This is a genomic window from Kitasatospora sp. NPDC059648 (genome assembly GCF_042734825.1).
In the GTDB taxonomy this organism is placed as follows: domain Bacteria; phylum Actinomycetota; class Actinomycetes; order Streptomycetales; family Streptomycetaceae; genus Kitasatospora.
In genome coordinates, this window is the sequence record NZ_JBHWDU010000056.1 from 1 (window position 1) to 21,880 (window position 21,880).

Genomic DNA, 21,880 nt, shown 5'->3' on the forward strand with positions numbered 1-21,880 from the left:
GCGGGTGGGGGGCGCGGGGGGGGCCGCCGCGCGCGGCTGGGTTGGGGGGGGGGCCGGGCACCCGGGGGGCCCCCCCCACCGCCGTTTCGTCACGATTCGCCGCTCGCGCCCCGCCCGTACCGCCGGACCACGCGGGGTCCTCCTCGTCCCGGTGCACCCGGTGCGGCAGGATGTCCGGCATGACGTCGAGCGATCGTGACGAAACCGCCGGCCCGCACGGGCCCGGCGCCGCCGCAGGGCCCACCCCGGCAGCCGTCGCCACGGCCGCGCCACCGGCCAACACCGTGGTCGTCCCGGCCGACGAGGACCGGGTGGCGGCGGCCGGCAGCGAGGTGTTCGGCGGACCGCCCGGCCGACGGGCGCTGCTCGGCGTCTCCTGGTGGATCCCGGTGCGGGTCCTGGCGCTGGTGGTGATCGCGGTCTCGGCGCTCGGGATGGTGCACGACCTGCCCTGCTACGACCAGGCCTGGTTCCAGCCTGGGTCCCCGCAGTACATCCACGCCTGCTACAGCGACATCCCGCACCTGTTCTCCGGCCGCGGCTTCTCCGCCGGGCTGCACCCGTACGTGGACCGCATCCCCGGCACCACGGGGGACCTGCAGTACCTGGAGTACCCGGTGCTGACCGGCCTGTTCATGCAGGTCGCGGCCTGGCTGACGCCCGGCGGCGGCACCGAGCAGGCCCAGGAGCAGTGGTTCTGGGCGATCAACGCCGGGCTGCTGATGGCCTGCGCGGTGGTCGCCGCGGTCGCGCTCTCGCGCACCCACCGCCGCCGCCCCTGGGACGCGATGCTGTTCGCGCTCTCGCCGGTCGTGCTGCTCAACGGCACCGTCAACTGGGACCTTCTCGCGGTCGCCCTGGCCGCCGTGGCGATGGCCTGGTGGGCCCACTCCCGGCCGGCCTGGGCCGGCGTCTTCATCGGCCTGGCCACCGCGGCCAAGCTCTACCCGCTGCTGCTGCTCGGCCCGCTGCTGGTGCTCTGCTGGCGGGCCGGGAAGTGGCGCGAGTTCCGGGCGGCGCTCGGCGGCGCCGTGGGCGCCTGGCTGCTGGTCAACCTGCCGATCATGCTGGCCAACTGGCGGGGCTGGTCGACGTTCTACGTCTTCAGCGAGCACCGCGGCGAGGACTACGGCTCGTTCTGGCTGATCCTGATGCAGAACCGCGGGGTGGGGCTGGCCGACCTCGACCTCTACATCGGCGTACTGATGGTGCTGGGCTGCTCGGCCATAGCGTGGCTCGGCCTCTCGGCGCCCCGCCGGCCGCGGTTCGCACAGCTGGCCTTCCTGGTGGTCGCGCTGTTCGTGCTGGTCAACAAGGTGTACTCGCCGCAGTACGCGCTCTGGCTGCTGCCGCTCGCGGCGCTGGCCCGGCCGCGCTGGCGCGACATCCTGATCTGGCAGGCCTGCGAGGTGCTGTACACCCTCGGCATCTGGTCCCACCTGGGCTTCGTGACCGGGCCCAAGCAGCACGGGATCGGCGAGCCCTGGTACCACTTCGCGATCGTGCTGCACCTGCTCGGCACGCTCTACCTGGTCGTGCTGGTGGTCCGCGACGCCCTCCACCCGGACCGCGACCCGGTCCGCTGGGACGGCAGCGACGACCCCTCCGGCGGAGTGCTCGACGGGGCCCCGGACGCGTTCACCCTCGGCACCGCCCGGCACCTCCACGAGGACGAGAGCTACGCCGGATACGCGCCGGCCGGCTCCTTCGAGCAGTGGCTGGAGGAGCCACGGCTGTCGGAGCCGGCCGAGGAGCAGGCCTAGCGCGACCGGCCCGGAGGCGAGCCGAGCGCCACGGGGGCGTCCCTGCGGGTCAGTACGCCTAGCGGTCCACCACGCGGTCGAAGTGGGTGGTGGTGTGCCGCACCTGGAGGCCGAGCTCCTCGCCGATCGCGGGGGGCGCGGTCTCCCCGTCCAGGAACAGCAGCGAGACCTGCATGTGCGGCGGCTCGGCGAACCAGAGCTGCTTGCCCGCCCAGTGGAACGGCGACTTCGTCTTGTTGACGGTCGCCAGGCCCGCCCGGGCGATGCCCTTGGCCCGGGCGCCCATGCTCGCCACGTACTTGGGCGCCTCCAGGCCGATGCCGTGCGCGGTGCCGCCGGCGACCACCAGGATGTGGCCGTCGGAGGGCGCCGGGTGCTGGCGGTAGCCGTAGCGGTCGCCCTTCTTCACCGGGGTGACGTCCAGCACCGTGGCGCGGACCTCCAGGGCGCCGTGGTCGCCCAGCCAGAGGCGGGTGCCGATCCGGGCCCGGAAGACGGTGTCCGGGTAGCGCTGGGCCAGCTGGTCCATGCCGGCCGCACCCAGGTGGCTGACGAAGACGGTGTGCACCGGGATGCCGGCCGCCTTCGCGGTGTCCACCCAGTACACGACCTCCTCGACCGGGCTGGAGCCGTCCGGTCGGTCCATCGGCAGGTGCAGCGCGAGGCCCTCGAAGGCGACGCCGTCCAGCTCGGCGGCGACGGTGCTCAGGTCGGCCGCGCTGACGCCGTGCCGGCGCATGGTGGTCATGCACTCCAGCACCACCCGGGCGCCGTGCAGCGCGCGCAGCGCGTCCACACTGGCCACGGTCCGGATCACCCGGGCGTGCGGCAGCGGGAGCACCTCCTCGCCGACCCGGTAGGGGGTGAGCACCAGCAGCTCGCCGCCGTACCACTCGGCGGCGTCGGCCGCCTCGTAGGCGGTGCCGACGGCCAGCACACCGGTGCCCAGCAGCGTCGCCTCCTCGGCCAGCCGGTGGTTGCCCAGGCCGTAGCCGTTCCCCTTGGCGACCGGCACCAGGCCGGGGAACTCGGCGAGGACGGAGCGCTGGTGGGTGCGCCAGCGTTCGGTGTCGAGGTAGAGCGACAGCGTCATCGGGTCAGCCTCCTCAGCGGCGGGACATGTAGAGGTCGAGGGCCTTGTGCAGCAGCTTGTTGAGCGGGAAGTCCCACTCGCCGAGGTACTCGGCCGCCTGGCCGCCGGTGCCGACCTTGAACTGGATCAGACCGAACAGGTGGTCGTTCTCGTCCAGGGTGTCGCTGATGCCGCGCAGGTCGTACACGCCGCCGCCGAGGGCGTAGGCGTCGCGCATCATCCGCCACTGGATCGCGTTGGAGGGCTTGACCTCGCGCTTGTGGTTGGCCGAGGCCCCGTAGGAGTACCAGACGTGCTCGCCGACCACCAGCATCGTGGTCGAGGCCAGCGGCTCGCCCTCGTGGTAGGCGATGTAGAGCCGCATCCGGTTCGGGTCCTCGGAGTTGAGGGCGGTCCACATGCGCTGGAAGTAGGACAGCGGGCGCGGGGTGAACCTGTCGCGCTCGGCGGTGACCAGGTAGAGCTGGTGGAAGATCGGCAGCTCGTCGTAGCCGCCCTGGACGACCTCGACACCGCTCTTCTCGGCCTTCTTGATGTTGCGGCGCCAGAGCTGGTTGAAGCCCTTCTGGATGTCGTCCAGCGAGCGGTTGGCCAGCGGCACCTGGTACACGTAGCGCGGCTGGACGTCGCCGAAGCCGGCCCCGCCGTCCTCGCCCTGCAGCCAGCCGGCCTTGCGCAGCCGGTCGGCCACCTCGAAGGCGCGCGCCTCGTACCAGTCGGCCTCGACGTCGCGCAGCCGCTTGGCCTGCTTGGCGGCGATGGCCTCCTTGATGGTGGCGGCGTTCCAGCGGCGGATGACCACCGGCGGGCCCATCTTCACCGAGAAGGCGCCCTGCGACTTCAGGTGCGCCAGCATCGGGGAGAGCCAGCGGTCGAGGTCGCGGTCGAACCAGTCGATCACCGGGCCCTCGGGCAGGTAGGCGAGGTAGCGCTTGACCTTCGGCAGCTGGCGGTAGAGCACCAGGCCGGCGCCGACCAGCTGGTTGTGCTCGTCGAACCAGCCGATCGACTCGGAGCGCCACTCGGCCTTCACGTCACCCCAGGCCGGCACCTGCATGTGGCTGGCCGAGGCGCGGCTCCTGATGAAGGCGAGGTGCTCCTCGCGGGTGATCGTCCTCAGGCGCAGGCTCATTGCTCGGTGCTCCTCGTCGGTCGGGCTGCGGTGGCCCCAGGTTCTCGGGCTGACCTTATCGTCCGGGGCCCGGGCGTCCGCCGCTGCGGGCACGACGGCGCCCCCGTCGGGTACCTGTCCTCTGCAGATACGCGACGGGGGCGCCGAGGGTTCCTGGAGCGGTGCGGTCAGCCCCAGAGGCCGCCGCGGGCGATGCCGAGGTAGAAGCCGATCGCGGCGGCGCCGAGCGTGATCATCAGGACGAAGCGCTCGGCGGTCGTCACCGAGATGAACATGCCCCACAGGCCCGTGACGATCCCGGCCAGGCCGGTCCACGAGGTCAGCAGGTGCAGGTTGTGGAAGAACGAGGTGGTGAAGGCGATCACGCCCAGCACGGCGGTCAGTGCCACCAGGGTGTTCTCGCGGGGGTGCGGGTGGCCGTCGGTGTTCAGCGTGAGCGCGGGCATGCGGTGGACGGACTGGGCCATGAGTCCCACCTCCTGGCATCGAGACGAACGGGCAGGAATCCCGTTCCGTCCAGATTGCGGCGGTTGGGTCCGTCTCACAACCCCTATGCGTTTTGTTCGGCCGTCCGGGTGCAGGTAGGCTGTGCCGTCTGCACTGGTGTAGTTGTGCCCCCTTGCGCCCTCTTCCGGGTGACACCCCCTTCCGGGTGTGGTCGGGGCCCGACTGTCCGACCCGGCCGCTACGGTGGCCCGGAGTCGTCACCGCACCGGTGCCGACGCTACGCACAACCCTCCTGCCACGGAGAGACCGTGGCCGCTGAGTCCAAAGGAGGTGGGTTACTCATGCGTCACTACGAGCTGATGGTCATCCTCGACCCCTCGGTCGAGGAGCGCGCTGTCTCCCCCCTGATCGAGTCCTTCCTCGCCGTCGTCCGCAACGGCGGTGGCAAGGTCGAGAAGGTCGACACCTGGGGTCGTCGCCGTCTGGCTTACGAGATCAACAAGCAGTCCGAGGGCATCTACTCGGTCATCGACCTCAAGGCCACGCCTGAGGTCGTCAAGGAGCTCGACCGCCAGCTGGGCCTGAGCGAGTCGGTTCTGCGGACCAAGGTCCTGCGCCCGGACACCCACTGAGCCACCTCTGAGGCCTTCGGGTCTCGGGTAGCTCGCGTCCGCTGTTTCACGTGAAACAGCGGTGAACGGACATCTTCCCGAGAGGTCATCACCACCATGGCAGGCGAGACCGTCATCACCCTCGTCGGCAATCTCGTCGACGACCCCGAGCTGCGCTTCACCCCGTCGGGTGCGGCGGTCGCGAAGTTCCGCATCGCGTCCACCCCCCGCACCTTCGACCGTCAGACGAACGAGTGGAAGGACGGCGAGAGCCTCTTCCTCACGTGCAACGTCTGGCGTCAGCCGGCGGAGAACGTGGCCGAGTCGCTGCAGCGAGGCATGCGCGTCATCGTGCAGGGCCGACTGCGCCAGCGGTCTTACGAGACCAAGGAAGGCGAGAAGCGCACGGTCTTCGAGGTCGAGGTCGACGAGGTCGGCCCGAGCCTGCGGTCGGCGACCGCGAAGGTCACCCGGGCCAACCGGTCCGGCGGCCCCGGTGGCGGCTTCGGCGGCCAGCAGGGCGGCGGCCAGGGCGGTTGGGGCGGCGGTGGCGGCCAGCAGGGCGGCGGCGGCTGGGGTGGAAACTCCGGCGGCGGCCAGTCCGGCCCCTCCGACGACCCGTGGGCGTCCAGCGCCCCGTCCGGTGGTGGCAACCAGGGTGGCGGCGGCTGGGGCGGTGCCCCGTCCGGCGGCGGCTACTCGGAAGAGCCCCCGTTCTAGAGCTGACAGATTTCGTGCGGCCCGGCCGCAGGCGTCCCCGGACGCCGGTCGGGCCGTGAACCCCAAATGGAGCACACCATGGCGAAGCCGCCTGCTCGCAAGCCGAAGAAGAAGGTTTGCGTCTTCTGCAAGGACAAGGTCAACTACGTTGACTACAAGGACACGAACCTGCTGCGGAAGTACATCTCCGACCGCGGCAAGATCCGTGCCCGCCGGGTCACCGGCAACTGCACCCAGCACCAGCGTGACGTCGCCACGGCCGTGAAGAACAGCCGTGAGATGGCGCTGCTGCCCTACACCAGCACCGCGCGCTAAGAGAGGGTGACCGAGTAATGAAGATCATCCTCACGCACGAGGTGCCGGGTCTCGGCTCCGCCGGCGAGGTCGTCGAGGTCAAGGACGGCTACGCCCGCAACTTCCTGGTCCCGCGTGGCTTCGCCATCCGCTGGACCAAGGGCGGCCAGAAGGACGTCGACGCGATCCGTCGCGCCCGCAAGATCCACGCGATCCAGACCCTGGACGCCGCCAACGAGGTCAAGGGCAAGCTGGAGGGCGTCCAGGTCAAGCTGGCCGTTCGCTCCGGCGACGCCGGCCGTCTGTTCGGCTCGGTGACCCAGGCCGACGTCGTCGAGGCCATCAAGGCCGCCGGCGGCCCGGCCGTGGACAAGCGCGCCGTCGCGATCGGCTCGCCGATCAAGACCGTGGGCACCCACAAGGTCTCGGTCAAGCTGCACTCGGACGTCGTGGCCAACCTCGACGTCGCCGTCGTGGCTGCCTGAGTTCCGTAGCAGTGGCCTGAGGGCCGGACTCCGCGAGGAGTCCGGCCCTCGGTCGTTCCCGGGGCCTGCCGGGTGCGCGGTTCAGCTCCGGACGGCCCCGGTGACCAGCCAGCGGCCGCCGCGGGCGCGGGCGGCCAGGAAGACCGCGCGGACCAGCATGAACAGGTTCATCGCCCACCACAGCCCGGCCAGCCCGGTGCCGGTGGCCGGGACCGCGAGGGCCGTGGGGGCGAACACCGCCAGGGTCGCGATCGCCGCCCAGGCCAGGTACGGGCCGTCCCCGGCGCCCATCAGCACGCCGTCCAGCACGAAGACCAGGCCGGCCACCGGCTGGCTGAGCGCGAGCAGCAGCAGGGCGGTGTGCAGCTGCCCCTGGACGACCGGATCGGGCGTGAACAGCGGGACGTACAGCGGGCGGGCGAGGACCACCAGCAGGCCGAGCACGACCCCGGAGCCGATGCCCCACTCGACCATCCGCCGGGTGGCCGCGCGGGCCCCCGGGACGTCCGAGCCGCCCAGGTGGCGGCCGATGATGGCCTGCCCGGCGATCGCGATGGCGTCCAGCGTGAAGGCCAGGAAGCTGAACAGCGTCATGGTGATCTGGTGCGCGGCCACCTGGTCGTCGCCGAGCCGGGCGGCCACCGCGGTGGCGGTCATCAGCACCGCGCGCAGGCTGACCGTCCGGACCAGCAGCGGGCCGCCCGCCCTGGCACCGGCCCGGATGCCGGCCGGGTCGGGCCGCAGCGAGGCCTGCTCCCGGCGGGCGCCGCGGACCACCACGACGAGGTAGACGGCGGCCATCCCGGTCTGGGCCAGCACGGTGCCCCAGGCCGAGCCGGCCACCCCGAGCCCGGCGCCGTACACCAGGCCGGCGTTCAGGCCGATGTTGGCGGTGAAGCCCGCGACGGCCACCACCAGCGGCGTGCGGGTGTCCTGGAGGCCGCGGAGCACGCCGGTGGCGGCCAGCACCAGGAGCATCGCCGGGATGCCCAGCGAGCTGATCCGCAGGTACGTCACGGCGTACGGCGCCGCGGTCGGCGAGGCGCCCAGCACCCCGGCGGCCCGGGGTGCCAGCAGCAGGGTGAGCAGGACCACCGGGACGGCCAGGCCGAGGGCGAGCCAGAGGCCGTCGATGCCCTGCTGGACGGCGCCCCGGCGGTCCCCGGCGCCGATCCGGCGGGCCACCGCGGCGGTGGTGGCGTAGGCGAGGAAGACGAACACCCCGGTCGCGGTGGTGAGGGCGGCGGAGGCCACTCCGACCCCGGCGAGCTGCGGGGTGCCGAGGTGGCCGACGATCGCGGAGTCGGCCATCAGGAACAGCGGCTCGGCGACCAGCGCACCGAAGGCGGGCACCGCCAGGGCGAGGATCTCGCGGTCCTGGCTGCGTCTGGAGGGATCGGAGGGGGCGGCGCTCATGCGCTCCAGGGTACTCATCCACAGGTAACGGGCCAAAGGTAATTTAGGTCATTACGCGCGAGAGCGGACGACCCGGTCCGCCCGCTCCGTGCCCACAGCCGTTCGGCTGTGTGTGAAGAATTTCTCATGCACAGGCCCAGGAGGGGGTAATCGCAGGTCAGCAGGTTGACGGTGGATCGATCGTCCGGTTATCCACAGGAGCTTCCACAGGGGTGTCCACAGCTTTGCGGCAGTTCTCCACAGCCCCGGGCCACTCGTCCACACCCCCTGTGGATAACCATCTTGGCGCGAGGGCGTCCGGCGCCTTAGCGTGGGCCCTCCACCCGACACTCCCACCGGCCCCGGCGTCCGATTTGTCGGGGCCGTGGCGTACAACAGGAGCGGCTCCGCTCCACCCAGCCACCGGCAAGGCCCGCTCCAACTTCGCACCACTCGCTGATCGGGGAACACGCGTGACCGGCCCCCAGTACGACGACCACGACGCCCCGCCGCCGGAGGAGGACTGGCAGAACACCGAGGACCCCTTCCCGGTCGGCGCCTTCGACGACGCCCCCTTCCCGGACGGGCCCGGCGACCGGCTCCCGGTCTCCCGCAACCGTGGCAACGGCCAGGGCGGCGGCGGTCAGGGCGGCGGCCGGGGCGAGGGCTTCCGCAAGGGCGGCGCCGGGTTCGGTCCGAGCGGCAAGAAGGGCGACCGCCGGGACGAGGGCCAGGGCGGCGTCGACGGCTTCGAGCGCGTCCCCCCGCAGGACCTCGCCGCCGAGCAGTCCGTCCTGGGCGGCATGCTGCTGTCCAAGGACGCCATCGCCGACGTGGTCGAGGTGCTCAAGCCCGCCGACTACTACCGGCCCGCGCACGAGATGATCCACGGCGCGATCCTCGACCTGTACGCCCGCGGGGAGCCGGCCGACCCGATCACCGTGGCCGGCGAGCTCACCAAACGCGGTGAGCTGCAGCGCGTCGGCGGCGCCTCCTACCTGCACACCCTGGTCAACTCCGTCCCGACCGCGGCCAACGCGGAGTACTACGCCCAGATCGTCCACGAGCGCGCCGTACTGCGCCGCCTGGTCGAGGCGGGCACCCGGATCGCCGGCATGGGCTACGCGGCCGAGGGCGACGTGGACGAGATCGTCAACGCCGCCCAGGCGGAGATCTACGCCGTCACCGAGCAGCGCACCAACGAGGACTACGCGCCGCTGGCCGACATCATGGAGGGCGCCCTCGACGAGATCGAGGCGATCGGCTCCCGCAACGGCCAGATGTCCGGCGTGCCGACCGGCTTCGCCGACTTCGACCAGCTCACCAACGGCCTGCACCCCGGTCAGATGATCGTCATCGCGGCCCGCCCCGCCATGGGCAAGTCCACCCTCGCGCTGGACTTCGCCCGTGCCTGCTCGATCCACCACAAGCTGCCGAGCGTGATCTTCTCGCTCGAAATGGGCCGCAACGAGATCGCCATGCGCCTGCTCTCCGCCGAGGCCCGGGTCGCGCTGCACCACATGCGCTCGGGCAGCATGACGGACGACGACTGGACGCGCGTCGCCCGCCGGATGCCCGACGTCAGCGAGGCGCCGCTGTTCATCGACGACTCGCCGAACCTGTCGATGATGGAGATCCGGGCCAAGTGCCGTCGGCTCAAGCAGCGCAACGACATCAAGCTGATCGTCATCGACTACCTCCAGCTGATGCAGTCCGGCGGCTCCCGCCGGGCCGAGAACCGCCAGCAGGAGGTTTCGGACATGTCGCGAAACCTGAAGCTGCTGGCCAAGGAGCTGGAAGTCCCGGTCATCGCGCTGTCCCAGCTGAACCGTGGCCCCGAACAGCGAACCGACAAGCGGCCGATGGTCTCCGACCTGCGAGAGTCCGGCTCGATCGAGCAGGACGCCGACATGGTCATCCTGCTGCACCGCGAGGACGCCTACGAGAAGGAGTCCCCGCGCGCGGGCGAGGCCGACCTGATCGTCGCCAAGCACCGTAACGGCCCGACCGCCACCATCACGGTCGCCTTCCAGGGCCACTACTCGCGCTTCGTCGACATGACCAGGGACTGATCCCGCCGTGTAGGTTCTCAAATCCCGTGTCATTTTCTCAGTCGCGATGTCATGTGACTGGCCGATCTGACACGGGATTGAGAATCGCAGGCCACCGCCATCACTCGTCCGGGTGACCTTGCCTCAGGTCCGGCGTGGGCGCCTCGCGCGGATGCGAACGTAGCGCTCGCAGAGGAGGCTGCCGACGATCCGGGGGTGACTCATGGCGGCAGGGCTGAGCGCGACATCGATCACCGTGAGCCTGCGGGGCTTGAACGGCAGCCTGGTTGAGAACCGGGAATGGACCGCGTCCTCGATCGACCTGCTTGCGGCGGCGGCACCCTGGCGGACCTTCCGCTGGTACAGGGGCCAGCGGCACTACTCGGGCACCTATTGGTCCGCCACAGTGCGCGACCACGTCATCTACGAGTCTCGTCTCGAACTGGCGCGGCTCCTCTTCGCTGATTTCGATCCGTCCGTACGTTCCATCGTGGCTCAGCCCTTTCTGCTCAAGGCCGAGGTGGACGGGGCTGTGCGCAAGCACATCCCGGACTATCTCCTGGTCACCGACGAGGGACCACTGGTCGTGGATGTGAAGCCACTGCACCGGTTGTCCAAGCCAGAGGTGGCCTTCACTTTCGGCTGGACCCGTGAGGCGGTGGAGATCCGCGGGTGGAAGTACGAGGTCTGGAGCGAGCCACCTTCGGTTGAGCTGGAGAACGTCCGTTTCTTGTCGGGCTACCGCAGGGACTGGCTGTTCGATCGTGGGCTCGTCGACGGGCTTCGGGGCGCTGAGCTCGACGGAGTCTCCTTGCGTCGCGCGGCGGTTAGCTTGCCCGGTCACCCGGAGGAGCAAGTTCGGTCTGCGATCTATCACTTGCTGTGGACAGGAGAGCTCACGGTTGATCTCGACCGGCCGCTTAGCCCGGTGCACGTGCTGAGGAAGACGGCGTGAGCAGGGCTGGGGCGCGGGTTGGCGTCGGTACGCACTTCCGCTACGACGGGGAGACCGTCGAGGTGGTCGAGATGGCCGCCACCACCGCCGGCAACGAGGTCGTCCTCAAGGACAGCCACGGCAGGCTCCTGCGGCTGTCCTTGCGGGAACTGCTCTTCTCCGACCGGGCCACCCTCATCCCCGAAGGGCCGGGACCGTCCTCGGATGACGCCGAGGAGATCGCCTCGGTGGTGCTGGGACAGCTGGACGAGCACGACAGACGGCAGATCCTGGAGCGGGCCGAGCACGTTCGGGAACTTCTCACGGGATACCGGTCCGGCAGCGCTGAACTCGCGCGTGAAGGCGAACCGCGAGTTCCGTACACGCCGACGCTGCCGCTGGAGGCACGCTATGCGGCGAAGGCTTCGGAACTCGGGGTCACCGATCGCACCCTTCGACGGTGGGTCGCCGACTACCGCCGACACGGCGAGGCAGGGCTGGTCCAGCGGACAAGTTCCCAGGCACGGCCCTTCGGCAGGGCCGATGACCGATGGGTGGAGACGGCGCTGGAAGTTATGGTCGAGCACACCGGAGAGTCGAAGCCGTCACGCAAGATGGTCATCGACCGGACCCAGGCCCGGCTGATCGCACGGTTCGGTCCCGACGTCGTACCTCAGCCCAGCCAAGCCACGGCCTACCGGGTGCTCACGGAGCTGGAGCGGCGGCACCCACTGTTCCGGCTCAGCACCAAGCGGAACCGGGACATCGCCGACCGGCCGGACGGCGCTTATGGCAAGCTGCGGCCGACCAGACCAGGCGAGTACCTGCTGATGGACTCCACCCGGCTGGACGTGTTCGCATTCGATCCGCTGACGTTGCGATGGGTCCAGGCCGAGCTCTCGATCGGTATGGACTGGTACACCCGCTGCATCACCGGGATCCGGCTCACGCCGGTGTCGACGAAGGCAGTGGACGTCAGCGCGGTGCTCTACCAGTCGTTCCGGCCCCGGCCGGCGGGGAAGGACTGGCCGAGGCATGCGGTCTGGCCCGAGCACGGGATCCCCAGGACGGTGCTGGTCGACGTCGACGCGGCCGAGGGTCCGGGGCTCGCGTCCCCGCCGCTGGTCCCGGAGACGCTGGTGGTTGACCACGGCAAGGTCTACGTCTCGGAGCACTTGACCAGCGTCTGCCGCCGGATGGGGATCTCGATCCAGCCCGCGCGGCTGCGGACGGGCCGGGACAAGGGCCCGGTCGAGCGGTTCTTCCGAACCCTCCGGGAGGACCTCCTGCAGGCCCTGCCCGGCTACAAGGGCCCCGACATCCACTCCCGTGGCGAGAGGCCGGAGGACGACGCGTTCTTCTTCCTGGACGAGCTGGAGGCGATCATCCGCGAGTGGACCGCGGTGGTCTATCACTCCCGGCCCCATTCCGGCCTCATCGATCCGGGCCTGCCCGGGCTGCGGATGTCCCCGGCGAAGATGTTCGAGCACGGCATGGCGCGGGCCGGCTACATCGAGGCGCCCCGGGACTCGGACCTCGCCTTCGAGTTCCTGCAGACCAAGTGGCGCACGATCCAGCACTACGGCGTCGAGATCGACCGGCGCCGCTACAACGGACCGGCGCTCGACGCCTACCGCACCGCCAAGAGCCCCTACGGCGGGCCGGTCAAGAACGGCTGGCCGTTCCAGGTGGACCCCGACGACATTACCCGCATCTACTTCCGGGACCCCGACAGCCGGCTCTGGCACTCCCTCGTCTGGGAGCACGCCCCCTCAGCGGACATGCCGCTGAGCGAGGACGCCCTGGCCTTCGCGCGGAAGCTGGCCGCCTCGAAATACCGCTACCCGGACGACCGGCTCGCTGTCGCTGACCTGCTGGAACGGTGGAATCTCGGGCTGGGCACGACGGTGGCCGAACGGCGCATGGCGCTGCGGCTCTCCCGTGAACAGGCGGCCATCGAACTGCCGGAGACCGAGGCGGAGACGGTCGTCTCGCTTCCGTCCGTACGCAAGGCCCTCGGGACCGCGCCGGACACGGCAGAACCCGAGCCGGCGGAGGTCGGCGATGACGACGAAGCCGACCTGGACGACCTCGCCGACGAGGACGACTTCTACGCGGACGCACTGGAGGACGTGTGACCGGCACGAACCGCCTGCCCAGTCCGGCCAACCTGGCACTGTCCCGGAAGGAGGACTTCAAGGCGTTCGCCGACGGCCCGCGCCGCACCCGGCCCGAGCTGCTGACCATGGCCCAGCTCGCGGCGCTGAGCTCAGGCGCGAAGGCCGAGTACAACCGGCTGCGGCGTGAATGGCACGCCAACCTCGGGCCGATCAGGACGCCGCAACTGTCCGAACTCCACGAGGACTTGTGGGACATCATCGACAGCAACCTCCAGGACGGCGACAAAGCCAAAGGTGCCGTTGCGGTCGATGCCTTTCCCGGCCTGGGCAAGACCACCTCCGTGCTGGCGTTCGCCCAGGAATTCCACCGCAGGGAGATCGCTGAGCAGGGCGAGTTCACCGCGCAAGGACACGAACGCCTGCCGGTCTGCCGGGTCGGCCTGACCGGCAATACCGGTATGAAGGACCTCAACCGGGCCATGCTGGAGTTCTTCGGCCACCCCGGACGCAACCGTGGGACCACCGCGCAACTCGGCCAGCGGGCACTGGACTGCGTGCTTTCCTGCGAGGTCCGGCTTCTCGCCCTGGATGATCTGCACTTCCTGAAGTGGCGCAACACGAACGGCATCGAGGTCAGCAACCACCTCAAGTGGATCGCCAACGAGTTCCCGGTGACTCTGCTGATGATCGGCGTCGGACTCGCCGACAAGGGTCTGTTCAGCGAGGGCGGCACCAAGGGCGACGCGGCGATGGCCCAGACCGGCCGCCGCACCACCCGACTGGGCATGAGGCCGTTCACGATCGAGACCGAGAAGAACCGCCGGGAATGGCGGCAGATGCTGCTGGCCCTCGAACAGCGTGTGGTCCTGGCCGACAAGCACCCCGGCATGCTCGCGGACGACTTGTCGGACTACCTCTTCGCCCGCAGCACCGGCCACATCGGCTCGCTGATGACGTTGATCAACCGCGGCTGCCAGCGGGCGGTCCGAAGCGGTGAGGAATCACTCAGCCAAGACCTGCTGGACGGCGTGAAGAACGATGAGGCGTCCGAGCGAGCCCGCAAGGAACTCGAAGCCGCCCTGGAGAAGCGGCGGTTGACCAGTCGTCCTCGGACCGCCCGCAAGAAGGCGGCGTGACGGCTGTTCCGAGGACGTTCCCGATCCGGCTGGACCCGCTTCCCGGTGAGGCTCTCGACTCGTGGCTGGACGCCCTGTCAGCGCGACTGAGCACCCCGTCCGGGGAGGTGATGGCCCACTTGGGATTTCCGGTGAGGGGCCGCTCCGGGAACCAGCTGCGGGACATCCCTCCGGACTGGACGATCGCGCTGCGAGAGCAGGAGACCGCCGCTGTCGCCCATGCGAGCGGGCTTGCCCCGGCAGTGATCACGGCCATGACGCTGGCCCACTACGACCAGCGGGCCCTTCGCATCGACCCCGAGCGCCGGCACGTCAATCGCCGGGTGCTCTGGGGCAGGGCCCGCGGGTCGCGGTTCTGCCCGGACTGCCTGGCCGACTCCGGGGGCCGTTGGAAGCTGACCTGGCGCCTCGGCTGGTCCTTCGCCTGCCCCACCCACCGACGCCTGCTGGCGGACTGCTGCCCGCGCTGCGAGCGGGTTCAGCGCGAGCGTCCCCGCTCCGGTTGGGCCATCCCCCAGCCGGGGACCTGCGGCAATCCCCCCTCGCGCCCGAGCGCTGAGCCGTCAGGCGGCTGCGGCTTCGACCTGACCAAGACCCGAACTCTCCAGCTGCCCTCAGGCCATCCGGTATTGACGGCCCAAGACCGGCTGCTGGAGATCATCGAGTCCGGGACAGCCGCCTTCGGCACCTACAGTGCGAGCCCGCAGTCGGCACAGAACGCCCTCGCGGACATCCGGGCGATCGGCGGACGCGTTCTGGCCGACCTTCCGGCCGGCGCCCTCGCGAGCCTCGTGCCATCTGACATCGCCGAAGAACACCTCACGCCCGCTCCTGGCTCCCGACTCGCTTCCCGAGCTGTCGAACGGCCCGGCTTCATGGCCCCACCGCGGGCCGTGAGCACCGCTGCCGCGGCGACCATCGCGTTGCGAGTCCTCGAACACCGCAATGTCCACGCGGCAGGCGAGGTGATGCGGGGCCTGCTGGAGGCAATGCGCGAGGAGCTCTGGCAGGTCAGCCCCACCAGCATCGACAGCTGGGGACGCGGCCTGAGCCCCGTCCTCAACGCAGTGCACCTGGCAGCCCTCGAACCGTCCCTCCGCCCCAGCGAGCAGCTTCGCTTCCGCACGGCCTCCGCCATGCCCAGCAGGCCCACCCTCACGGACACCGAGGTGACGCGGCGGGCCCAGAAGGTCCCCAGCATGTTCTGGCCGTCCTGGGTGGTGCGGCTCGCCCCTCCCGACGGTGCCTACCCCCGGCTTCTCGCGCCCGTCCTGGCCAGCTCACTCCTGCTCATCGGCAGCCGGACCAGCCTCGCCGCAGCTGCCCGGCGCCTCGGCGAGGTCACCGACGGCATCAACATCTCTCGCATCCTGCAGATGCTGGACGATCGGCCACACTGGCCGGACACGACGACTGCTCTGGTCCGACTGGCCGACTACCTCGATGCCCACGATGTTCCCATCGACTACCAGCGGCGCCGACTCCTCGACTACACCGACCTGCTGCCGCACGAGCGTTGGTCGGAGATCTGTCAGCGCACCGGCTCACCGCCTGGCCACGGCCGACGCGAGCAGATCGTCCGATGCTGGCTGTTCCAGCGCATCAGCGGACTTCCCGCCGAAGTCGCCCAAGGATTCGGGAGCGGTGGCGAAGCAGCCTTCAGGGCTGAGGCCGCCCGCATCGCCGTCCTTCAGACCCCCCAGCTGGCTGGCGAGCTTGACCGAGCGGCACGCGACTTTCTGGCTGGCCACGGCATCCGCGACGAGCCGGTGACCTGGCAGCCCCCAACCGCCCTGCTTGACGGGCTGGATCTACCGGGTCCCGACCCCGCTCGGATCGACCTCCCCCGCCTGCACCGCCTCGTCCGCCAGCGCAAGAACCCGGTCCAGTACGCGGCTGAGGCCCTCGGCACCACCGTCGAGGCAATCCGGCACGTCCTGGACGAACACCCCGCCCCCGCGCCACCGCCGACGAAGTCCGCCGCAAGGGCGACGGGCCAGCTCCGTCTCAAGGCCCGCCAGGACGTGCCGAAGGAGCGTTTCGTCCGTCTCTACCTGGACGAGCACCAATCCCTGAACCAGATGGCCGCCCTCACCGGTTACTCCCGCAGCGTGCTGACCGCTCTGGCGCATGAGTATGAAGTCCCGCTCCGTGAAGGCCCGCAGGACTACAAGCGCCGCGGGATGGTCGAACGGGACTGGCTGATCGAGCAGTACGTCCACCGCCGCCGCACTCTGAGCGACCTCGCAGCGGAGAAAGGAATGAGCACCGCGAACATGGCCAGATGGGCGAAGGCCCACAGCGTCCCCCTGCGATCACGCGGAGGCGCCAGCCACAGCCAGGCACTTCGGGCCGTCGACCAAGCCAGCCGAGCGCCACGCATCCTCCGGCCGGCACTCGGCGGCCAGGGTGCCAGCGAACGCCTGAGCCGATTCGCGGCCGCATCTGGCTACCCGAGCCTCGGTGCCGCAGCCAGCGGCCTCGGCCTCAACACGTTCACCCTTGTCGCGCAGATCAACCGGATCGAGCGAGAACTCGGCGGACCACTGCTGGTGAGAGCCGAACGGGGACGGCCGATGACACTGACCCCTCTCGGGAAGAAGGTGCTCGGGGCGATCCGCACAGTTCAACGCGATGCGCAGTCATGACATCAGAGCTCACTCGTCGCACCCTGCTGTCGGTGACCAATGCAAGGATGCCCCGACGCTGACGCGAGGAGATCATCATGGGCACCTGGGACATCGGCCCCTTCGAGAACGACACGGCCGCGGACTTCGCCTACACCCTGGATGAGACACCTATTGATGAACGAGAAGAGCTGGTCCGCAAAACGCTGGCCCGCACCGTCCAGACCAGGGACTATCTCGACAGTTCAGACGCAGTGGAGGCCGTCGCTGCTGCCGCCCTCATCGCAGCACAGTGTCCAGGCGGCGAGCCAATCAGCACAAGCTACGGCCCCGACGAAGCCCTACCGGTCTTCGCCGCCGATCTCCGGCCGCTCGCTGCGGATGCCCTCGACCGGGTGGTTGCCGAATCGTCCGAGCTTGCTGAACTCTGGGACGAGACCGCTGACGGCCCGCGATGGCGGCAGAGCATCAGCCGCCTTCGAGCAGTGCTCGATCCCAAGCCCAAGCTTCAAGAAGACGCTTTGTTCTAGATCCATCACCGTTGGGCAGGTAGTTTGCGGGGGACAGAGAGAAGAGTTCGCATGGACTCCCGGATCGCCCGCATCCGACGCAAGCTCGCCAACGTGCCCTATGCCGCGCTGCGAAGCCACTCCTTCGGTGAAGAGAAGCATGGGTTCCGCCTCGAACCCCCGTTGCCGGACGCGAAAGTCGCCGAGTTCGAGGCCGACCACCACATCGAACTGCCCGATTCCTATCGCAGCTTCCTGGCCACACTGGGCGGGGGCGGAGCATCGCCTTTCTACGGCCTGCTGCCGCTGCAGTCATGTCGGCTGTTCACGATGGACCCCCGAGGCGAGCCCGGCCGCCCTCGGGGGTTCACGTTCGCCGGCGGCCCGCCTCACCGACGTGACCTTTTCCTGCACATCATCGAGGCAGGGTGCACCGACCTGGTGCTTCTCGGCATCACAGGTCCCCTGGCCGGCCGCGTCGTCACCGGAAACGCCGACGGCTTCTGGGGCCCCAACGTCTCGTCGGCCACCGACTTCCTGGCCTGGTACGAACGCTGGCTCGACCACATGCTCGACGGCCGCGACAACCGCGACCTGGAACTGACCTCACCCGCCCTGCGAGCGCCGGTCGACCGCATCCTGAGGCAGCACCGCGATCGCGAGGATCTGTCACGGCCCTGAGAATCCGGAGCTATGCCATCCGTTTGAGAACGGCTCCAAGCGGCTGGTCACATGGTCACTCGCATGACACCGCAGCTGAGAACCTACAGGTGGTCACCCGACGGGCGACCACCGCGGTCCGCGCCGGTCAGAACCAGTGCAGGCAGTGCGGGGCACGCTCGGCGCGGAACAGGGCGTCGGCCAGGGCGGCCGCCTCCGGGTGGTGGGCCCGGATGTGCCCGGCCCGTACCAACGTGCTCGGGGCGGTGCCGCCGAGGTAGACCGAGCCGAGGTCCCGGACGTCCAGCGAGAGGTCGGGTTCCCGGTCGGTCGGGACGCACTCGGCCTTGCCGTCCCGGACGGTCAGCAGGTGGCGGGCGCGCTCGCCGAGGAACGGGTCGTCGACGTCGAGGACGAGCTCGCCGTCGGTGAGCCAGCCGCGGGCGGCCAGGGCGCCCGGGACGTCCAGCAGCCGTACCCAGAGCCAGTCGCTGCTGTTGCCCACCTGGGCGGCGCGGAAGTCCGCGAGCTGCCAGCGCAGCGGGTGCTCGGCCGGGAAGTGCTTGAACACGACCTGACCGACCAGGTCGTGGCCGAGCAGGAACCGGGTCAGTGCCGCGGTGACGGCGTCGTCGACGGCGATGGTCTCGTCGACCGTCAGGGTGTCCCCGTCGAGCGCGTAACTGGCGTACCCGTCCGGAGCGCCGTCGGCGTCCCGGTGAACGGCGACGTAGCGCGGCGCCGCGGAGACCGGGGGCTGCCCCGCGCTCAGCGCCCACCAGCGGTGCGGCCGGGACAGCGCACCCGGCCGGGTGCGGCGGTACCGGTCGTAGAGCTCCTCCAGGATCTCGCCGCACCGGGCGCGCCGGAGCACCTCGACCGGACCGGTCTCCGTGCCGCCGGCCCGCGGGGTGGCGAGGGCGGCCTGGTGGCGCGGCACGGTCAGCCGCCCGGTGTACGTCGCCGGACCGTAGCCGAACCTGCCGTAGATCAGGGCCTCGGAGGCCAGCAGCACGGAGAGGACCTCCCCGCGGGCCCGCAGCTCGGCGATCTGGTGCCGCATCATCGCGGTGAGCACGCCCTGGCGGCGGTGCGTGGGCAGGACGCCGACGTTGCTCACCCCGGAGACCGGGACGATGACCTGACCGGGCAGGGTGAGCTCGAAGGAGTACGCGCTGGCGGTGCCGACCGGTCGCCCGTCGGCCGCCACGGCGAGCAGGCTGCGGTCCAGCTCGGTCGCCGACCACCAGAGCCCGCCGCCGTCCTCGGCGGGGGTCTCCGGGAAGCGGCCGAACGCGGCGTGGAGCGTGTCGACGAAGACCTCTCGGTCCTGATCGGTCGTGGAACGGATGTCCATGGCTGTCGCTGCCTCCCCTGGGTACCGGCCCCACGGTGCGTGGCGCCCGCGACAGTCCAATCCCGTTCGGCGTTCCGATCAACAGGATTTCGGACCGGTCCGGCGGCGCCGTACCGGCCGGGCGGCGGCCGTCAGACGGTGACGGTGGCGCGGAAGAGGGTGCCGGGGGTGCCGGCGAGGCGGGTCGCGGTGCCGGTGGCCGGGATGAATGCGGACTGGCCGCGGGCGAGGTCGAGCACGCCGCCGTCGGCGGAGGTGAGGCGGACGGCGCCCTCGGTGCAGAGCAGGATCTGCGGGGTGCGGCCGTCGATCTCGCGCTCGACGCCGTCCAACTCGAAGCGGGAGAGCCGGAATTCGTCGATCGGGACGGGGTAGAGCTGCTCACCGGGGGTGGCCTCGACCCGGACGGGGTGCACCACCTCGGGGGTGCCGGGCTCGAAGAGCACGACCTTCATCAGCTCCGGCACGTCGATGTGCTTGGGGGTGAGCCCGGCCCGCAGCACGTTGTCCGAGTTGGCCTGGAGCTCCACGCAGACGCCGGACAGGTAGGCGTGCGGCACCCCGGCGCCCAGGTAGAGCGCCTCGCCGGCCCGCAGCCGGAAGTGGTTGAGCAGCATGGCGACGATCACGCCCCGGTCGTCCGGGAAGTCCCCGGCGATCCGGGCGTACGGGGCGTGCTCGCCGTCCGGGTCCGTCCCGGCGAGCGCGGCGACGGTCTCCCGGACGGTCCGCCCGGCGGTCGCGTCGTCCATGGTGAGCACGGCGGCCAGGGCGGCGCGCAGCGCCTCGGCCTCGGCCTTGTCGTCGGCGGTGTCCCCGACCGACAGCAGCTCGATCAGCGGCTTCAGGCCGGGCACCGCGAGAGCGGCCATCAGTGCGGCCGCCTCGACGGGCCGGCGGAAACCGCACAGGCCCTCGAACTCGCCCAGGGCGCAGACCATTTCGGGCTTGTGGTTGGCGTCGCGATAGCTGCGCTCGGGGGCGTCCAGCGGGAGGCCGAGGGCGTTCTCGGCGGCGAAGCCGGCCCGAGCCTGGTCCAGCGTGGGGTGGGCCTGGATGGACAGTGGCAGGCCCGCGGCGAGGACCTTGAACAGGAACGGCAGGCTCGGGCCGAAGCGGGCCGTGCTGGCCGTGCCGAGTTCGCCCTCGGGGTCGGCCGCGATCAGCTCGTCCAGCCGGCGCGGGCCCTCGCCGCGGTCGGCGCGGGACGGGTCACCGGGGTGGGCGCCCATCCACAGCTCGGCCTGCGGTTCCCCGGTGGGCTCCTGCCCCAGCAGCTCGGGCAGGGCCGTGAGCGACCCCCAGGCGTACGGGCGGACGGTGTTGACGAGCCTGTCCATGCGCGCGGTCCTACTCCTTCGCTGACGGGGCGGCCCCCGGACGTCCCGAGTCCGGATCGCCGGGGCGGGCCCGGCGGTACGGGCGGGTCCCGGCACGAGCAAGGGCATCGACCCTAGCCGACCCTGGTCGCCCGCGCGGAAACGGTGGGCACCAGGTGGGAGTGCCGTGCTCCGACCAGCGGTTCCCGGGCGCGGTAGTAGGATGCCAGGACGCAGTAGTCTCCGCCCTCCGCAGCATTCCCCACCGTGGTCATCCCGTCGGCGGGCTGTCGGCGGGGCCGCGTTCCAGAGTGCGGGCGACGGTGTTCTGACACTCCCCGCCATCGGCCGAGAGGTTTGTACGTGACCGTGAACCAGCAGAGTTTTGCTGATCTCGGCAGGGTCCTGGTGATCATCCCGACCTACAACGAGGCGGAGAACGTCGAGCGGATCGTCGGCCGGGTCCGCGCCTCGGTGCCCGAGGCGCACGTGCTGGTCGCCGACGACAACAGCCCCGACGGCACCGGCGAGCTGGCCGACAAGCTGGCCGCCGAGGACCGGAACGTGCACGTCATGCACCGCAAGGGCAAGGAGGGGCTGGGCGCCGCCTACCTCGCGGGCTTCCGCTGGGGCATCGACAACGGCTACGACGTCCTGGTCGAGATGGACGCGGACGGCTCGCACCAGCCCGAGGAACTGGACCGGCTGCTGAACGCGCTGCGCGGAGCCGACCTGGTGCTGGGTTCGCGCTGGGTGCCGGGCGGCCGGGTGGTGAACTGGCCGAAGTCGCGCCTGCTGCTCTCCCGCGGCGGCTCCACGTACTCGCGGCTGATGCTGGGCGTGCCGATCCGGGACGTCACCGGCGGCTACCGGGCCTTCCGCAAGGAGACCCTGCTGGGCCTGGGCATGGACGAGGTGGCCTCGGCCGGGTACTGCTTCCAGGTCGACCTGGCCTGGCGCACGGTGAAGGCGGGCTTCAAGGTCGCCGAGGTGCCGATCACCTTCGTCGAGCGGGAGCTCGGCGCGTCCAAGATGAGCCGCCACATCGTGGTCGAGGCGCTCTGGCGGGTGACCACCTGGGGCATCGCCGACCGGGTGGCCCGCGTGCGCGGTGGCGCCGCCGAGCGCTGAGTTCGTCGTGCCGAAGGGCCCGTCCGGTCCTCGCGGATCTCGAAGTCCGATGCATCCCCTGAACCGGGGTGGTGCAACGACTCCCAGAACCCGGGG

Annotated in this window: 19 protein-coding genes; 13 read left to right on the top strand and 6 right to left on the bottom strand. The window is 70.6% G+C overall.

Translation table 11 applies throughout. The annotated features are described in order from the left end of the window. The first annotated feature begins 179 nt into the window (after window positions 1–179). A complete protein-coding gene (locus ACFV1W_RS27200; protein WP_380419868.1) occupies window positions 180–1,763 on the top strand; it encodes a glycosyltransferase family 87 protein in 1,584 nt (527 codons plus the stop codon). A gap of 58 nt (window positions 1,764–1,821) precedes the next feature. Here the strand turns inward: ACFV1W_RS27200 and ACFV1W_RS27205 are convergent, their stop codons facing one another. The 3 genes from ACFV1W_RS27205 to ACFV1W_RS27215 form a co-directional block, all read right to left on the bottom strand. Beyond that, entirely contained in the window at window positions 1,822–2,856 is a 1,035-nt protein-coding gene (locus ACFV1W_RS27205) for an alanine racemase (protein ID WP_380419869.1), read from the bottom strand. A gap of 13 nt (window positions 2,857–2,869) precedes the next feature. Then, window positions 2,870–3,988 carry a lipid II:glycine glycyltransferase FemX gene (locus ACFV1W_RS27210; RefSeq protein ID WP_380419870.1) on the bottom strand — a complete coding sequence of 373 codons (1,119 nt, stop codon included), beginning with the start codon at window positions 3,986–3,988 and terminating at the stop codon, window positions 2,870–2,872. A gap of 167 nt (window positions 3,989–4,155) precedes the next feature. After that, on the bottom strand, window positions 4,156–4,455 hold the full coding sequence (locus ACFV1W_RS27215) for a hypothetical protein (RefSeq protein ID WP_380419871.1): 300 nt from the start codon (window positions 4,453–4,455) through the stop codon (window positions 4,156–4,158). Between the two features lie 321 nt (window positions 4,456–4,776). On the opposite strand from ACFV1W_RS27215, the gene rpsF reads away from it, so the two are divergent. The 4 genes from rpsF to rplI all read left to right on the top strand — a co-directional run bounded on the left by rpsF (window position 4,777) and on the right by rplI (window position 6,545). Continuing rightward, window positions 4,777–5,067 (top strand): 30S ribosomal protein S6, encoded by a 291-nt coding sequence (rpsF, locus tag ACFV1W_RS27220; protein WP_030278276.1) that lies wholly within the window; start codon window positions 4,777–4,779, stop codon window positions 5,065–5,067. A gap of 96 nt (window positions 5,068–5,163) precedes the next feature. After that, on the top strand, window positions 5,164–5,766 hold the full coding sequence (locus ACFV1W_RS27225) for a single-stranded DNA-binding protein (protein WP_380419872.1): 603 nt from the start codon (window positions 5,164–5,166) through the stop codon (window positions 5,764–5,766). 78 nt (window positions 5,767–5,844) lie between these two features. After that, complete coding sequence (gene rpsR / locus ACFV1W_RS27230; protein ID WP_030059640.1) at window positions 5,845–6,081, top strand: 30S ribosomal protein S18; 237 nt, start codon at window positions 5,845–5,847, stop codon at window positions 6,079–6,081. Window positions 6,082–6,098: 17 nt separating this feature from the next. Then, window positions 6,099–6,545 (top strand): 50S ribosomal protein L9, encoded by a 447-nt coding sequence (gene rplI, locus ACFV1W_RS27235; RefSeq protein ID WP_380419873.1) that lies wholly within the window; start codon window positions 6,099–6,101, stop codon window positions 6,543–6,545. Between the two features lie 81 nt (window positions 6,546–6,626). On the opposite strand, the gene ACFV1W_RS27240 is transcribed toward rplI, so the two are convergent. Then, window positions 6,627–7,961 (bottom strand): MATE family efflux transporter, encoded by a 1,335-nt coding sequence (locus ACFV1W_RS27240; protein WP_380419874.1) that lies wholly within the window; start codon window positions 7,959–7,961, stop codon window positions 6,627–6,629. A gap of 452 nt (window positions 7,962–8,413) precedes the next feature. On the opposite strand from ACFV1W_RS27240, the gene dnaB reads away from it, so the two are divergent. From dnaB to ACFV1W_RS27275, 7 genes are all read left to right on the top strand, one after another. Continuing rightward, the gene (gene dnaB / locus ACFV1W_RS27245; protein ID WP_380419875.1) at window positions 8,414–10,012 is read left to right on the top strand and encodes a replicative DNA helicase; all 1,599 of its coding nucleotides are present in this window, start codon (window positions 8,414–8,416) and stop codon (window positions 10,010–10,012) included. A 202-nt stretch (window positions 10,013–10,214) separates the two neighbouring features. Then, window positions 10,215–10,946 carry a TnsA-like heteromeric transposase endonuclease subunit gene (locus ACFV1W_RS27250; protein ID WP_380419876.1) on the top strand — a complete coding sequence of 244 codons (732 nt, stop codon included), beginning with the start codon at window positions 10,215–10,217 and terminating at the stop codon, window positions 10,944–10,946. Next, window positions 10,943–13,063 carry a helix-turn-helix domain-containing protein gene (locus tag ACFV1W_RS27255; protein WP_380419877.1) on the top strand — a complete coding sequence of 707 codons (2,121 nt, stop codon included), beginning with the start codon at window positions 10,943–10,945 and terminating at the stop codon, window positions 13,061–13,063. Before ACFV1W_RS27250 ends, ACFV1W_RS27255 begins: the two co-directional genes overlap by 4 nt. Next, complete coding sequence (locus tag ACFV1W_RS27260; protein WP_380419878.1) at window positions 13,060–14,181, top strand: ATP-binding protein; 1,122 nt, start codon at window positions 13,060–13,062, stop codon at window positions 14,179–14,181. Before ACFV1W_RS27255 ends, ACFV1W_RS27260 begins: the two co-directional genes overlap by 4 nt. Further along, a complete protein-coding gene (locus ACFV1W_RS27265) occupies window positions 14,178–16,829 on the top strand; it encodes a TniQ family protein (protein WP_380419879.1) in 2,652 nt (883 codons plus the stop codon). Before ACFV1W_RS27260 ends, ACFV1W_RS27265 begins: the two co-directional genes overlap by 4 nt. 77 nt (window positions 16,830–16,906) lie before the next feature. Continuing rightward, a complete protein-coding gene (locus ACFV1W_RS27270) occupies window positions 16,907–17,338 on the top strand; it encodes a DUF4259 domain-containing protein (RefSeq protein WP_380419880.1) in 432 nt (143 codons plus the stop codon). 51 nt (window positions 17,339–17,389) lie between these two features. Next, on the top strand, window positions 17,390–17,998 hold the full coding sequence (locus ACFV1W_RS27275; RefSeq protein ID WP_380419881.1) for an SMI1/KNR4 family protein: 609 nt from the start codon (window positions 17,390–17,392) through the stop codon (window positions 17,996–17,998). A gap of 127 nt (window positions 17,999–18,125) precedes the next feature. Here the strand turns inward: ACFV1W_RS27275 and ACFV1W_RS27280 are convergent, their stop codons facing one another. Both ACFV1W_RS27280 and manA read right to left on the bottom strand, forming a co-directional pair. Then, window positions 18,126–19,334 carry a GNAT family N-acetyltransferase gene (locus ACFV1W_RS27280; RefSeq protein ID WP_380419882.1) on the bottom strand — a complete coding sequence of 403 codons (1,209 nt, stop codon included), beginning with the start codon at window positions 19,332–19,334 and terminating at the stop codon, window positions 18,126–18,128. Between the two features lie 131 nt (window positions 19,335–19,465). Next, window positions 19,466–20,674 (bottom strand): mannose-6-phosphate isomerase, class I, encoded by a 1,209-nt coding sequence (manA, locus tag ACFV1W_RS27285; protein ID WP_380419883.1) that lies wholly within the window; start codon window positions 20,672–20,674, stop codon window positions 19,466–19,468. A gap of 342 nt (window positions 20,675–21,016) precedes the next feature. Here manA and ACFV1W_RS27290 point away from each other — a divergent pair, with 342 nt between their 5' ends. Then, window positions 21,017–21,784 (top strand): polyprenol monophosphomannose synthase, encoded by a 768-nt coding sequence (locus tag ACFV1W_RS27290; RefSeq protein ID WP_380419884.1) that lies wholly within the window; start codon window positions 21,017–21,019, stop codon window positions 21,782–21,784. Window positions 21,785–21,880 lie beyond the last annotated feature (96 nt).